At 40.7% G+C, this 13,810-nt stretch carries 13 protein-coding genes; 6 read left to right on the plus strand and 7 right to left on the minus strand.

Annotation, left to right across the window (positions count from 1 at the left end; translation table 11 throughout):
• Positions 1 to 290 precede the first annotated feature (290 nt).
• Together CSQ79_RS18740 and CSQ79_RS18745 are read right to left on the minus strand one after the other, a co-directional pair.
• Complete coding sequence (locus CSQ79_RS18740; protein ID WP_099702677.1) at positions 291 to 1,910, minus strand: DUF2079 domain-containing protein; 1,620 nt, start codon at positions 1,908 to 1,910, stop codon at positions 291 to 293.
• Positions 1,911 to 2,026: 116 nt separating this feature from the next.
• Positions 2,027 to 2,560 (minus strand): SH3 domain-containing protein, encoded by a 534-nt coding sequence (locus CSQ79_RS18745; RefSeq protein ID WP_099702678.1) that lies wholly within the window; start codon positions 2,558 to 2,560, stop codon positions 2,027 to 2,029.
• A gap of 444 nt (positions 2,561 to 3,004) precedes the next feature.
• Between CSQ79_RS18745 and CSQ79_RS18750 the strand changes: the two genes are divergently transcribed.
• Both CSQ79_RS18750 and CSQ79_RS18755 read left to right on the plus strand, forming a co-directional pair.
• Entirely contained in the window at positions 3,005 to 4,402 is a 1,398-nt protein-coding gene (locus CSQ79_RS18750; protein ID WP_099702679.1) for a TldD/PmbA family protein, read from the plus strand.
• Positions 4,403 to 4,476: 74 nt separating this feature from the next.
• Positions 4,477 to 5,229, plus strand: a complete 753-nt coding sequence (locus tag CSQ79_RS18755) for a Uma2 family endonuclease (protein ID WP_099702680.1) — start codon at positions 4,477 to 4,479, stop codon at positions 5,227 to 5,229.
• Positions 5,230 to 5,294: 65 nt separating this feature from the next.
• Here the strand turns inward: CSQ79_RS18755 and coaE are convergent, their stop codons facing one another.
• The 3 genes from coaE to CSQ79_RS18770 are packed head-to-tail and all read right to left on the minus strand — an operon-like array spanning position 5,295 to position 7,916.
• Positions 5,295 to 5,900, minus strand: coding sequence for a dephospho-CoA kinase (coaE, locus tag CSQ79_RS18760; protein WP_099702681.1), 606 nt, complete (start codon positions 5,898 to 5,900; stop codon positions 5,295 to 5,297).
• On the minus strand, positions 5,897 to 7,432 hold the full coding sequence (gene cobA / locus CSQ79_RS18765; RefSeq protein ID WP_099702682.1) for a uroporphyrinogen-III C-methyltransferase: 1,536 nt from the start codon (positions 7,430 to 7,432) through the stop codon (positions 5,897 to 5,899). The genes coaE and cobA overlap by 4 nt, the downstream gene beginning before the upstream one ends.
• Before the next feature lie 16 nt (positions 7,433 to 7,448).
• A complete protein-coding gene (locus tag CSQ79_RS18770; RefSeq protein ID WP_099702683.1) occupies positions 7,449 to 7,916 on the minus strand; it encodes a tetratricopeptide repeat protein in 468 nt (155 codons plus the stop codon).
• A gap of 456 nt (positions 7,917 to 8,372) precedes the next feature.
• On the opposite strand from CSQ79_RS18770, the gene CSQ79_RS18775 reads away from it, so the two are divergent.
• The 4 genes from CSQ79_RS18775 to egtD all read left to right on the plus strand — a co-directional run bounded on the left by CSQ79_RS18775 (position 8,373) and on the right by egtD (position 12,404).
• On the plus strand, positions 8,373 to 8,828 hold the full coding sequence (locus CSQ79_RS18775; RefSeq protein WP_099702684.1) for an orange carotenoid protein N-terminal domain-containing protein: 456 nt from the start codon (positions 8,373 to 8,375) through the stop codon (positions 8,826 to 8,828).
• A 110-nt stretch (positions 8,829 to 8,938) separates the two neighbouring features.
• A complete protein-coding gene (egtC, locus tag CSQ79_RS18780) occupies positions 8,939 to 9,727 on the plus strand; it encodes an ergothioneine biosynthesis protein EgtC (RefSeq protein ID WP_099702685.1) in 789 nt (262 codons plus the stop codon).
• Between the two features lie 49 nt (positions 9,728 to 9,776).
• Positions 9,777 to 11,012, plus strand: a complete 1,236-nt coding sequence (locus tag CSQ79_RS18785; RefSeq protein ID WP_099702686.1) for an SUMF1/EgtB/PvdO family nonheme iron enzyme — start codon at positions 9,777 to 9,779, stop codon at positions 11,010 to 11,012.
• A 363-nt stretch (positions 11,013 to 11,375) separates the two neighbouring features.
• On the plus strand, positions 11,376 to 12,404 hold the full coding sequence (egtD, locus tag CSQ79_RS18790) for an L-histidine N(alpha)-methyltransferase (RefSeq protein ID WP_099702687.1): 1,029 nt from the start codon (positions 11,376 to 11,378) through the stop codon (positions 12,402 to 12,404).
• A 14-nt stretch (positions 12,405 to 12,418) separates the two neighbouring features.
• On the opposite strand, the gene CSQ79_RS18795 is transcribed toward egtD, so the two are convergent.
• Both CSQ79_RS18795 and CSQ79_RS18800 read right to left on the minus strand, forming a co-directional pair.
• Positions 12,419 to 13,021 carry a hypothetical protein gene (locus tag CSQ79_RS18795; RefSeq protein WP_099702688.1) on the minus strand — a complete coding sequence of 201 codons (603 nt, stop codon included), beginning with the start codon at positions 13,019 to 13,021 and terminating at the stop codon, positions 12,419 to 12,421.
• 72 nt (positions 13,022 to 13,093) lie between these two features.
• Positions 13,094 to 13,678, minus strand: coding sequence for a thylakoid membrane photosystem I accumulation factor (locus CSQ79_RS18800; RefSeq protein WP_099702689.1), 585 nt, complete (start codon positions 13,676 to 13,678; stop codon positions 13,094 to 13,096).
• Positions 13,679 to 13,810 lie beyond the last annotated feature (132 nt).

The following is a 13,810-nucleotide window of genomic DNA, read 5'->3' on the forward strand; positions in this document are numbered from 1 at the left end:
TTCTTCTCAACCGTTTCTGCTGTTAAAAAGCTCCTGCGAAGCTGTCAAATTTCAGCTAAAGTCATTCTGAGTCAGAATGGTTAAGCGGTATTCTGCTCAAGCGTTGAACGTTAGCATCCTTTCCCACCACTGCCCAATGTTCTTAAGTTAGCGTTGTTGATTTGGCGTGTCTTAAGTACAGTGTGACAAACGGCATATCTCATTATCTGTCAGTAGATAGAAGTATTTTTCTGCCCTAAGACAGACTTTAAACGTAGTAATCGGCGAGTAACAATTACCTATTACATCATTCAAACCTTTGACTTTAAAATTTGTTGTCGCAAAGTCAACCATGCTGCGATTGCTTGTGGTTGCGATGCCACACCACGTTGCATCAGAATGATACCATCTCGAAAATCAATAATTCCATATTGTTGGCTATTGGTAAGTTGATCGATTGTCGTGATGCTAGTTTGTAATAGTTGTCGTTCTTCGTTAAATGCGGCTTGATATTGCTGTAATTGCCATAAATCTGCGATCGCATACTCTACTTCAATAACTTCTCGTGCATCGTTACGCAACTGCAACATAGGCCAACGTAAAATTTCACGACGACTCGAAAGATGCGGTACTATATAAGTCGTTGCAGACACGCCAGCATCTGCAGGAATTTGATTAAGTAGCGATCGCACTTGTCTGACGTGACGCCACTGCTGGGGTAGTGAAATGTAAACCCAAGGGTTAAACGAATCAGGTAGTAAAAAGTAAAAACTGCGATTGAGGCTTGAAGCGCTGGAAGTAAATGAGAAAAACAGCGATAAACAAATACAAATTACCCAAAAGCGACGAAATGCAGGTTTAAATTTTCTGGGATGCTGCGCCCACCAAAGAATTGCCCCATAAAATAAACCTGGTACGACAGTCATTGCATAGCGAATGTTGATCGCTAACACTGATTGTCCCTGACCTAAAAATAATTTTAGCAACGGAAAACCCGCGATCGCCCACGATGCTGGTGCAACAGCAGGTACAAATGCTAACGGCAACCATTGACCAATTAAGTATTTAATTGTGCCAAAAAAGGGCGTAAATAATTCAACAATCAACCGCCACGGGTTACTCACCATTCCCCAAATAATATCTAATGTTGAAGCTTCTGGACCATCGGCATACTGTCCAAACCTTTCTAACATGAAGCGACGGGAAATATCTTGCGAAAACAGCGGCATAATCGCATTTGTGAGTAACAGCATATACCCAAAGCTGAGCGTACATACTACAAGCCCAATACGCGGATAGCGCCTACTGGCAATTAAATAAAAGCCAACTCCAAACAACACAATCCCGCTATCTTCCCGCACTGCTAAAGTTAAGACTGCAAGTAGCCAAAATAGCCACCACCAGCGTTTTTCCATCGCTAATAGTAGCCCAAAAACAAACAGAGGAATTTGACTGATATCATGAAAGTTGGATTGTGTTGGACCTAAAACCGCATTCGCAGCGTAGAAGCTAGCAGTAATCATGGCGGCGATCGCGGGTGTGAGATACTGTCGTGCTAAGGCATACAACACTAAACCCGCCGCAGTCACGAATGTAACTTGTAAAACAGTTAAAGTTGCTGGCGAAGGAAACAGCGCATAGATTGGTAGCCACAGTAGTAATGCTGGCGTGAAGTGTTGTCCTAAACGGTGATAGTAAACTTCAGGAATTTCGCCACTATGAACGACGTTTGTAGATAGACTCGAAGACAGCGAACTTTGAAAAAATCTACCGTGGAGGTTGTTCCAGAATACTTGGTTAAAAATGCCTTGGTCAAACGTTGCATAAAAGCTATAGTAGCGGTGCAAGCCCAAGATTAAGTTCAGCACAAAAAATGCGATCGCTGCCCCAATCAATAACCTGGTTCCTGACTTCTGCCGTTTAAATAACATGACTCACTCACGCTCACACTCAATACATATAAGAGTGTCAGCGAGTATTGTAAAGCCTAATATAGTCAATAGCAGCAATGTAGTTATCTAGAAGAATATATATGCGATCGCTGAAATTATTCTTTTGTAAAACAACGTCCTCTACAACGAGAACTATATTGCGCAATATGATATCCGCGAGAAGTATAGAAATCTACTGTCAATGGTCCAGAACCATACTCACCAAGATAGTCCCACCACATATTTTCTCTAGCACTTTTACGTTCTTGCTTGGTTAACTCAGCCCAAGTAGGTGTTTGTCTAATAGTAATTAAAATCTCCCCATTATTCATACTTAATTTTTCTGTGTATGGATAACGACCTCCAGAATTAGTAGCAGGTAATCGACGACAATCTGTGCCAATCATATTTCCACTTACCCAGCCATTGTGGGGGTAAGTAATTCTCAGCCAACCTCCTGATTTACCTACAACATTGACATCGCTACCTTCATAAGCACGTCCCACAATAGAATGTTGTGTACTAGGACCTGTGCGGACATTTACATAACCATCTTCAATAACATAGTTACGGCAAGCTTCAGCTTTTGATGGAATCGTAATACTTAACGAAATGGCTCCTAATCCTAGTAAAATCAAATATTTTTTCATTTTTAAATATTTTTTTACTAGACTGTAACTGTTTAAAGCTTAAATAATCTTCAGTGATTTTACTAAAAGATCTTGTTTAATTCCTTTACGAAATTAGTACTTTTAAATCAAGTAGATTTTTTTTATTTAATAAATTCTAGAAATCATCATTTTAAAATATACTAAACCCCTAATTATAAACACACAGATGTTCTAACAGGTAGTAGTCAATAGCTGGTTAAAAAAGAGAAAAAACAGCTCACTAGCCAATTGTAATAATAACGCAAGGAAAGAAATGAGTAGTTTCACATTGTTCGTAAAAAGCACTTTTCATGTCTTTTCTTTGTGTGTTTTGTGTTTCATTCTCTAAAAAAAATACAACTTAAATAAAATTGCTATATACAAATAGCTCCAACTGCCTAAATTAATTGCACAATAGAAGCAGTTCGTCAAAATCTGCATAGTATGTCCTCACCACTAGCTGATGCTCAAAATTTATTAACCGATTTGATTGCGCGGTATGCGCCCCGTGTTGATTATCTAATGATTCGCCTTGAGGAATCAGAAGGAACAGATATTTTACTGCGTGGCGACAAGGTAGAAACACTCAGTGAAGGAATTTCGATTGGCGGACAAGTACGGGCTTGCTACAAAGGTGGTTGGGGTTTAAGTAGCTTTAACCAGTTAGAAACGATTAGCGAAAGAATCGAGGAAGCCGTTTTAGCAGCGCGGATCGTTGGAGATGAAGAAACGCAACTAGCTGAAGTTAAACCTGTGCAAGATAACTGTTTTGTGCCATTGAGTGGTACTGATCCCCGCTTGATTTCTTTAGCAACAAAAAAAGCATTGTGCGATCGCTACAGCAATATCCTTAAAAGTGTAGACTCGCGCATCACAACAACTTCAGTACGTTACAGCGATAGCGCCCAGCGAATCATCCTTGCAAGTTCCGAAGGGACTTTGATCGAACAAGCTTGGGTAGATATGGAAATGCGTTTTGCTGCTACTGCAAGAAACGGCGATACAGTACAAACCGGAAGAGAAACGACAGGTTCGCGCAAAGCTTATGAAGATCTTACAAGTTTAGACGAACAAGTTACTGGGGCAGCGCAACGGGCGATCGCAGCTTTATCCTTACCACCAGTTAAAGGTAACATTTATACCGTCGTTATCGACCCTATTTTAAGTGGTTTATTTGTCCACGAAGCCTTTGGTCATCTTTCAGAAGCAGACATGGCTTACGAAAATCCTGATTTGCTAGAAGCGATGAGTCTTGGACGCAGATTTGGACCTGAAGAGTTGCAAATTTTTGATGGTGCTGCACCTGCGGGACATCGTGGTAGTTACTTTTATGATGATGAGGGTACGCCGGCAACAACGACGCAACTAATTGAAGACGGTGTGTTAGTCGGGCGCTTGCACTCTCGCGAAACCGCTGGCAAATTGGATGAAACAGCAACAGGTAATGCGCGGTGTCTCAATTACCACTATGCACCGATTGTCCGCATGACAAATACCTGGATTGAACCAGGAAAAACCCCTGTGGCAGATTTGTTTACTGGGATTAAAGAAGGAGTCTATGCGCGTAACTGGTTAGGGGGAATGACAAACGGTGAAATGTTTACATTTAGTGCGGGTGAAGCATGGATGATTCGCAACGGACAAATTGCCGAACCTGTGCGCGATGTGACGTTATCAGGTAATGTGTTTCAAACTTTGGCAGATATTGAAGCGATCGGCGATGATTTCTATTGGGATGAATCTGGCGGTTGTGGTAAAGGCGGACAAAATGGTTTACCTGTAGGTTGTGGTGGTCCTAGTCTGCGAATTCGCGATGTCGTTGTTGGTGGTGAAGCAGTGTAGAGAATTCTTCAATCAACACTGTTACTACAATAGCAAAAACTTATCAACTGACTTGTAACGAGAGGCAAATTCAAATGTCAATCGAGACAACTGAACAAACCCAAACTTGGGATAATGTAGATTGGCAGCCTCCTATGCCACCTACAGACTTAATTTTCGACGATGGAGAACCCTTGGAAACGAATCGCCATCGAATTGCTATGAATGTGTTGATCCGTTCGTTAAAACATCACTGGGCTGAACGTACGGATTTTTTTACAGGTGGCAATATGTTTATCTATTACAGCAGCCGCCAAGCTAAAAATCGCGATTTTCGCGGACCTGATTTTTTTGTTGTGTTAGGAGTCGATAGCAATCCTTCTCGTCTTGGCTGGGTTGTCTGGGAAGAAGGCGGACGTTACCCTGATGTCATTATCGAATTACTTTCTGCAAGTACCAAGGAAGTTGACTTAGGAGCAAAGAAAACTTTATATGAACAGGTATTTAGAACACGCGACTATTTTGTGTTCGATCCTTTTGACGCTAACTCACTACAAGGATGGCATTTAGATCTTGATCAAGGCTATCAACCTATTGCAGCTAATGAGCAAAACTTACTGTGGAGTCACACTTTAGGTTTATGGTTAGGTACGTGGACTGGAATAGTTGAAGATGATAACACTACATGGCTGCGGTTTTATGACTCATCTGGACTTGTGTTGTTACCTGAAGAAGCTGAACGTCAACGCGCTGAAACTGAACGTCAACGCGCTGAAACTGAACGCCAAAAATCTGAAAGACTTGCAGCAAAATTACGTGAGTTGGGTGAAGATCCAGATCTTTTGTAAACCATCAAGCTTGGTGAATGAATTAGTTACTAGTTCATGTAGCCCTGACTTCAGTTAGAGGGCGTCTATAATGGGAGATCTATTTTTGATGACAAAGCTGTATCGACTTGTTGCAGTAATGCCTCTAATGTAGAAGAGTTATCTAAAACAATATCTGCGCGGGATGCTTTTTCTGCTAGCGACATTTGACTGTTGATACGGGCTAGGGCTTGTTCGCGTGTTAGTTGATTGCGTTGCATCAATCTTGCAAGTTGTTGTTGTGGGGAACAAATCACAACCCAAATTTCTGTGACTAAATTGGTTATGCCTGCTTCAAATAATAACGGAATAACGCAGACGATTGTTGGATACGGTTTTTGAATTGCCTCAACGAAGCGATCGCGCACATAAGGATGAATTTGTTGTTCTAACCAAGTTCGTTCCTCTACATTGTTAAAAATAATTTCTCCTAGCTTTTTTCTGTTCAGCGTACCATCTTCTCGGAAAAGATCTGCGCCATAACGCTGTGCGATCGCTTGATATACTGGAGAACCCGTTTCAACAGCGTCTCTAGCATAAACATCTGCATCGAAGATTGGGAGGTGATGGTGAGTTGCTAGATAATGTGCAACGGTCGATTTTCCTGTGGCAATTCCACCTGTTAAACCAATAATGCGTCTTTGACTTATCATTTGTGCTGTGCCCACTGCACAATTGCTTGTGTAAGTCCCTCTAAAGTATATTCTTCAGCTTCAATATCGACTCGTCCAAATTGTTGTTGACAGGCTTTAGAAGTAAGAGGACCAATTGATGCAATACGAACAGAGTCTAAATTAGCGCCACCATGACTTGCTAAAAGTTGACAAAAATTTTTGACAGTTTTGGAACTCGCAAATGTAATGACATCGACTACTTGCTGTTGTAAAGCTGTTAAAGCATCTGGAGAAATGGTTTGCGGACAACGCGACTCATACGCAGCAACTTCAACAACTTCTGCACCTTTAGCCGTAAACTCTTTGACTAAGACTTCTCTTCCTCCCGTTTCTACTCTGGGAAACAGCACTTTTTTTGCTAGTAAAGCTTCGGGAAAGTGTTCTATTAAAGCATCGGCAATAAAGTTAGGTGGAATAAAATCTGGCTGTAAACCGTGTTCTTCAAGGCTATGGGCAGTTTTTTCACCTACTACAGCAATTTTGACTCCAGCTAAAGCCCGCGCATCTTTACCTTGTGTTGCCAATCTTGTAAAAAAGTAATCTACACCGTTGGTGGAAGTGAGAATTAACCAATCGAAATCACCCAGATGTGCGATCGCCCGATCTAAGTCTTCCCAACTTGTAGGTGGACCAATTTCTAATGCAGGCATTTCAAGAACATTAGCACCTGCTGTCACGAGGCGATCGCCAAATTCACTCAGTTGCCCAGCCGATCGCGTGATCAGAATTGTTTTACCGTGCAGAGGTTGGTTAGGTAGCATATCAAGAGGAGAAAATTCAATCTCTATCTTTGCATTTAACCGTTCTGTCAGCGTGACAACTTTACCAATAATGATAACGACTGGTGAAAGCGAAACACCTGCTGTTACTGTTTGAATGTTTGCTAAATCACTCACCCAGATTTGTTGTTTCTGAGTTCCAGCCCACTTAATGACTGCTACTGGAGTGTGTGGCGATCGCCCGTAGTGTAACAACTGCTGTACAATTGCTGATAAGTGTTTTCCTCCCATTAAAATCACGAGTGTTTCTAACCGTGCTAGCGCTTCCCAATCAAGTTTTTTTGGTTCGTGGGCGGTAAAAACTGCAAAACAGCGACTTAATACGGGATCTGTTAAAGGTATTCCTGCGAGTAAGGGTGCGGCTAAAGCTGAGGAAATTCCTGGCACAACTTCAAACGGACAATTAATAGCAAGTAAAGCATCAATTTCTGCCGCAGAACGCCCAAAAATGAATGGATCGCCAGATTTTAAGCGAACTACTTGTTTTCCTAATTGGTAATATGCTACTAGTAGCTTGTTAATTTCTGCTTGCGGTGTACTGGGTTTTCCTCCGCGCTTTCCGACATCAAGTTTCAAACAGCTTTGCGGTACTAACTGTAATAGTTGCTCATCAACGAGTGCATCATAAATCAAAACTTCAGCTTGCCCTAGTATTTGTAGCGCTCTCACCGTAAGATAGGCTAAATTGCCTAACCCTGCGCCTACAAGATAAACTTTGCCGTTAATAGTCATGATTTATTATTAACGATTAGGTTAAACTTTGCTGCTGATTAATTTCTCGGAGAAGTTGGGCAACAATTTCAGCTTTTTGTGGATTGCGTTGAGATTGAAATAAGTTCTTGGCAGTTTCGAGAGGGGCGATCGCTTCTAACTGATTGTGTTTGAGCAATGCCATTCCTAAGCGTAAATGAGCGTCAACATTTTTCGGTGCGCGGATTGTTAATTCTTGCCAAGTTGCGATCGCCTCTTCTACTCGCTCTTGTTGTAGTAAAGTATCTCCTAGTAATAACCGTGCCAAGTCATTACTGGGGTGACGCGCAATGACTTGGCGAAAAGCAACTTCCGCTTCGCTATAACTTTTGTTTTGATAGAGTTCGACTCCTTTTTTATAAATACTAGAGGTGATGACTCCCTCACGGATGAAAAAAGCCAATATTGTTAAACCAATACCGACGACGGTAATTGCAAATACAGTCAGTTGGGGCGTATCAGTCATTTGAGAAAAACAAGCCTACTTAATTTACCGTAACAGACACACGGCAGGAAAGATCAGGTTTTCTACAAAATAATAAAAAGTATATCCACTAATTCAAAATGAGTAGTGAGTAGATTGCTAAATTTACCTACTAAATGGTTTTTTATATTTATTACTTAATGTCTCTAAAACACTAAAACTTTTTTGAATGAATTGCCAATAGTTATGCAATATAAATGTTATTTGCTTGGTTTCAAATATCATTACTTTAATATGTATCTCGGTCAGTCAAGTTTTAAGATTATCAAGCGTTAGATGACTTTAATAATGCTTACCTCTGCCATAAGTAGTGAGATTGATATCTATCTATAGAAGGGTTAATTTATATTTTTTTATTTATTAAATCGGGTTCTAGAGGCTAGTACAAAGCCTGCTTTACGAATCAAAAAAATAAGGTTGTTTAGATCTGAGGGTATAATGACTTACGCTACTGATGATACGACAAAAAAATCTGTCGAAACATTTCAACAATTTGATGCAGATACGCAACTAGGTTTGTTGTGGTTTGGTTATAAAGATATTAAAGACCAACTTCAACCAGCGAATGAAACTTCTGCTCAAGATACTGCAGAAGCATTGTTTAATCAAATTCAGTCTTTGCCAAAAGAAGAACAACTACAAGCACAGCGCGATATTGCCAATCGGGCAAATAATGACATCAGCCGCGCTTATAGCTCTTTAAGTTCGAGTGGTAAGCTTGATGTATGGTTGCGGTTAGCTCAAGGGATGGATAAGGGTACAGTAATTCAAGTACCATCCGATTATGAGTTACCTACTGAAACCCAAGATTTTGTAGACACGATTAAGCAACTCGATTTTGAACAACGCATTGACTTTATGCGCAGTGCTGTAGTAGAAATGGGAGCTAAGTAAAGCATTAAGAGCTAGTCGTTCGTGGCTGGCTTCCTATTTTCGATAAATATCACATCCATATTGCGATCGCTTCCGTACAATAGTAAAGTATTGTTACAACGCGATCGCTCATGTGCCGTTTGCTTGCTTATTTAGGTTCGCCGATTTTACTAGATCAGATATTGACTAAACCAGAACACTCATTGGTTGTACAAAGCTATCAGCCGCGTGAAATGAACTCTGGGCTACTGAACGCTGACGGATTTGGGATTGGTTGGTATCATGCTCAAAAAGATGCTCCGCCTTTTACTTACAAAAACATATTACCAATCTGGAACGACACCAATCTTTCGAGTTTAGGACGCTATGTAGAATCAAGATGTATATTAGGTGCGGTGCGTAGCGCGACATCTGGACAAGCTGTAGATTTAAGTAACTGCCAACCTTTTGACTATCAACAATTATTGTGCGTTCATAATGGTCGGATTGAAAATTTTAGAGAAACATTAGCAAGACCATTACGCGATCGCCTAAGTGATAATGCTTATAAATCAATTAAAGGCAGTACAGACTCCGAACACTTTTTCGCTTTGATTATTGAAGAACTACATAATAACCCTACAGCTACAATAACTAAAGCACTGCATAATGCTTTACTCGCATTAGAGCAGTTGGTAAAGTCATACGATATTACGGCATCTGCCAACATGATCATCACTGATGGACAGCAGCTTGTGGCTTCGCGGTTTGCTACTAATACTCAAACACCCTCACTCTATTGGCTGCGCGACGATCCAACATATCCAGAATCGATCGTCATTGCTTCAGAACCACTATTTGCTGGTGACTGGCATCCTGTTGCAGAACAAAGTATTCTCAGCGTAGGACAAGACTTGAATGTTCAAATCACTCAACTCTAGTGCCATCAGATTCTGGTAAGCGCGTAGTATTTTACTGTATATTTTTTCAATGTCTCATACATTAGCTCATCTCAACAGCACTGACCAAAAGCGACAGCTAAAGCAAGCAATGCAACAATGCCGTCAAAGAACACTGGCGTTATTTAAAGGAATTGATTATGATACATGCTGCCGTCAAGCACACCCTGAATTTAGTCCAGTTGGTTGGCATTTAGGTCATATTGCATACACAGAAGCTTTATGGCTACTCGAACACAGTGCCAAAAAGCCGCGCCAGTTTTCTGAGTTTGGTCATTTATTTATTGCTGATGGCATACCTAAAGCAGAGCGCCAAAAATTACCTACACTAGCAGAAATTCAAGTTTATCTTGATACAATTCGTACGCGAGTTTTAGACTATCTAGAGATAGCTAATCTTAACCAGCAAGAACGTCTTTGGCGTTGGTTGATTCAGCATGAAAGTCAGCATAGTGAAACAATTGCTTTTGTGTTGGAGTTGCTAAAAGTTCAAGATTCAGCCGCAGTTCAATGTTCACCCAGTACGCAACATCTCTCCGAGATGATTGAGATTCCTGCGGGTTATTTTGAAATGGGAGATGATTCGATTGAGGCGTTGGATAATGAACGCTTAGTGCATAAAGTGTATCTAGATGCTTACTCGATTGATCGTTATCCTACAACTTGTGGACAGTATCAAGAATTTATCAATGCTGGAGGCTACCAAAATCCTGAATGGTGGTCAGATGCAGGTTGGCAATGGCAACAACAAGCGCAAGTGACACAACCACTTTACTGGCATAATGCAATTGCAGATCATCCAGTATCTGGCGTGAGTTGGTATGAAGCACAAGCCTATGCTCAATTTGTTGGTAAGCGATTACCGACAGAAGCTGAATGGGAAAAAGCAGCAAGCTGGGATGCCACGCATGAGTGCCGTTACACTTATCCTTGGGGAAATACAGCGCTTGATCCTCATAAATGCAATCATGATTGTGCAATCGCTCAAACAACGTCTGTAAATAGCTACCCAAATGGGCAAAGTACCTATGGTTGTTACGATATGCTAGGGAATGTTTGGGAGTGGACAGCATCACTATTTCAAGGCTATTCAGGTTTTACTCATTACCCGTATATTGGTTACTCTCAAGTTTATTTTGATGAGCAACATTATGTCTTGCGCGGTGGTAGCTGGGCAACTCGTCCTTGGGCACTACGCTGTAGCTTTCGTAACTGGTATCATCCTTATATTCGGCAAATTTTTGCAGGTTTTCGTTGTGCAAAGTAAGTCGTAGTTCTGGCTGATGATGGGTGATAGCAAGAGTTACAAGTTAAGAAAATTCAAAATTTAAAATCTCTTTGACCTAATTATCAAGTTTCTGCTGCGTTGCATTTGTATTTTATGCTAATGGCAATATCAAGAATTTATTTAGGCATTTGTCAATGTATATTGAGGAATATTTAACGTTTAGACCTTGTAAGCTTGAAATATCTAGCTCAGGCGTGATTTTATATGTAATGGCTTTATGATTTACTCTCTGAGGGTGACTTATTAGTTCTTCGGCGATCGCAATCGCACCCAGCAGTAAACTGACAATGCTGCTTTTTTTGTGCCTATGCAGTCTATCCCGCCTTGGCAAACGGAGGTTTAATGTCTATATCCAAAGCTGCAAGCAACCTATCTCTTCAATCTACAGCCGAACGCTTGCAGATCGAGTATCTCATCAACTCCACTGCACCAACAAACACAAGCGATGGTAATGACGTTATTCAAGGATTAACCAAAAAACCAAAATCCCTCCCTGCGCGATACTTTTATGATGACCGAGGTTCTCAATTATTCGAGCAAATTTGTGATTTATCAGAATATTATCTGACTCGTACTGAAACAGCTATATTACAAGAATGTGCCATCGAAATTGCTCGCATTACCGGCGCTTGTGAACTGATAGAACTTGGAAGTGGTAGTTCGACGAAAACTCGTATTCTCTTAGACGCCTACAATCAACTGGGCTATCCTCTATACTACTTACCAGTTGATGTCAGTGCTGGCATTTTAAAAAGCAGTGCCCAACAATTATTAACTGATTATCCATCATTGCAAGTTCATGCATTAGTTAGCACCTACGAACTAGCACTCGAAAAACTCATGGCTGCTGAACTACCAAGTCGGATGATTTGTTTTATTGGTAGCACACTCGGAAACCTTTCTCCACAGGAATGCGAATTGTTTCTCTCGCAAATTACTTGTGCATTGCTTCCTAAAGAGTATTTCTTATTGGGAGTAGATTTACAAAAGCCAAAGGATCTACTTGAGGCAGCATATAATGATAGCCAAGGAGTCACCGCTGCCTTTAATTTGAATATGCTGGAACACTTAAATGAGCGCTTTGATGGTGATTTTGACTTACAGCAATTTAAACATTGGGCATTTTATAACGAAAGTCAGCATCAAATTGAGATGCACCTGCGCAGTCTGCGATCGCAAACTGTTTTCCTAAGCGCCCTGGATACAACTGTCCAATTTGCCCCAGAAGAAACGATCCTGACTGAAATCTCTCGTAAATTTAATCTCAACACTCTACAACAAATACTGGCACAGCAAGGTTTGACGACGGTTAAGGTTTGGACAGACTCTCAACAATGGTTTGCCTTGCTACTGTGTCAGTTGCAGGCATGACATCAATATTTCAATTAACAAATTGGGTGTTTCCCAGGGTTGACTGCATGAATATACTCACTTCCTGCAATGGGTAGTTCCCGATTGTAAGCAGCAGATTCTGGCTGTCCCCAACCTAGTTGCAGCAGGATTTCAAGAAAGTTTGCTTTCTCCCACTTGCACAAATTAGCCCATTCCATGCGCTGAGCAATTTTATTTACCTGTTCCAATGTAGTTAGCCGATAATCTTTACCATGATTGACACTTCTGTAAAGATCCATTCCAACAGTGACTCCATGCCAGAAACTGACAATACTCTCTTTTGCAAATTTTAATATTTCTAAATCTTTAGGTAGAGCAATTAACTGTGAGTCTACCTCAGGATAGGAAATACTTTGCCCCTTGAGTGTTAGCTGTCGCCAAACAATTCCTGATACACTATATTCTTTCTGATAGCAATGAACAGCTGCTTTAAAATCTTGATAAGCATCAAACTTTTGTACGCCATCACTTTTGATAAATCTATCTACAATCGGATTACCAGAAGCCGTAGCTGCAATTTTGAGACGCTCCCCCTTTAAGCAAGCCTGGCGCTCGTTTGCTAAAATTTGTATCAGCTCTGCGGTAGAGTATGCCATTTTCCCTAGCGAGTGGATACGTGTCTAGTTGCATCTTAAAAGCTGAGCGCCAGATTAGTTCTGTCTCGATAGTTACTCAGCTAGTTCAGAACTAAATTCGTTGATTGATCGTCGTTTCAACTCTACCGACTCGGAACGCGGCAATAAATCGAATAGTTTGCGAAAAACGTCATCAACTTTCTCAAAAGGTACTTGTCCTGTTTCATTTAAGACAACCTCACCCAATTGGTTAAACACAACAAGTTGCGGAACACTACCTGTATAGTAATACCCTGCTTCTGTTGTTGCGTAGCTCTCTTTGGGTAAAATGGTGTCCACGCTCACAGGAATAAAATCCACAACGCGACCATAGAATGCTTGTAAGCGTGTAACGACTGTGGCATACTGTTTACAATCACTACTGTCGTCTACATAAAAGATGAGTAAGGTAGGTCTATCGCGTTTCAATGAGTCTTCTAGCTTGACCTTAGGTGGTACCAAAGAAGCATTCCCACCATATAAAACAAACACGTTGCCCTCAAAATGATCGTCGTTGCTACCAGCAAAAGCTGATGGAACATCTAGCATAAATTGGCAACATATAAGTACCAGACAAAGCACGACAAGACGCTGCCAAGAGCAAAACGTTTTGTACCAAAAGTGTAATAGGAAATTCATTGAAACAACTAAGTTTGACTATTTTAGAGCTTTAATGTCTTTTAGTCTAAACTAGCATAAGCTCAAAATTTGCTGTCAAGAGATTATATCTTTACTTTTCAAAGTAGTTAGATCAGGTAAAATAAATATATC

Origin of the sequence: Gloeocapsopsis sp. IPPAS B-1203 (assembly GCF_002749975.1) — a bacterium.
In the GTDB taxonomy this organism is placed as follows: domain Bacteria; phylum Cyanobacteriota; class Cyanobacteriia; order Cyanobacteriales; family Chroococcidiopsidaceae; genus Gloeocapsopsis.

What these genes read in the sequence shown, in the direction of transcription:
- CSQ79_RS18740 (WP_099702677.1), bottom strand. Translation starts at nt 1,910, where the DNA reads ATGTTATTTAAACGGCAGAAGTCAGGAACCAGGTTATTGATTGGGGCA.
- CSQ79_RS18745 (WP_099702678.1), bottom strand. Translation starts at nt 2,560, where the DNA reads ATGAAAAAATATTTGATTTTACTAGGATTAGGAGCCATTTCGTTAAGT.
- CSQ79_RS18750 (WP_099702679.1), top strand. Translation starts at nt 3,005, where the DNA reads ATGTCCTCACCACTAGCTGATGCTCAAAATTTATTAACCGATTTGATT.
- CSQ79_RS18755 (WP_099702680.1), top strand. Translation starts at nt 4,477, where the DNA reads ATGTCAATCGAGACAACTGAACAAACCCAAACTTGGGATAATGTAGAT.
- coaE (WP_099702681.1), bottom strand. Translation starts at nt 5,900, where the DNA reads ATGATAAGTCAAAGACGCATTATTGGTTTAACAGGTGGAATTGCCACA.
- cobA (WP_099702682.1), bottom strand. Translation starts at nt 7,432, where the DNA reads ATGACTATTAACGGCAAAGTTTATCTTGTAGGCGCAGGGTTAGGCAAT.
- CSQ79_RS18770 (WP_099702683.1), bottom strand. Translation starts at nt 7,916, where the DNA reads ATGACTGATACGCCCCAACTGACTGTATTTGCAATTACCGTCGTCGGT.
- CSQ79_RS18775 (WP_099702684.1), top strand. Translation starts at nt 8,373, where the DNA reads ATGACTTACGCTACTGATGATACGACAAAAAAATCTGTCGAAACATTT.
- egtC (WP_099702685.1), top strand. Translation starts at nt 8,939, where the DNA reads ATGTGCCGTTTGCTTGCTTATTTAGGTTCGCCGATTTTACTAGATCAG.
- CSQ79_RS18785 (WP_099702686.1), top strand. Translation starts at nt 9,777, where the DNA reads ATGTCTCATACATTAGCTCATCTCAACAGCACTGACCAAAAGCGACAG.
- egtD (WP_099702687.1), top strand. Translation starts at nt 11,376, where the DNA reads ATGTCTATATCCAAAGCTGCAAGCAACCTATCTCTTCAATCTACAGCC.
- CSQ79_RS18795 (WP_099702688.1), bottom strand. Translation starts at nt 13,021, where the DNA reads ATGGCATACTCTACCGCAGAGCTGATACAAATTTTAGCAAACGAGCGC.
- CSQ79_RS18800 (WP_099702689.1), bottom strand. Translation starts at nt 13,678, where the DNA reads ATGAATTTCCTATTACACTTTTGGTACAAAACGTTTTGCTCTTGGCAG.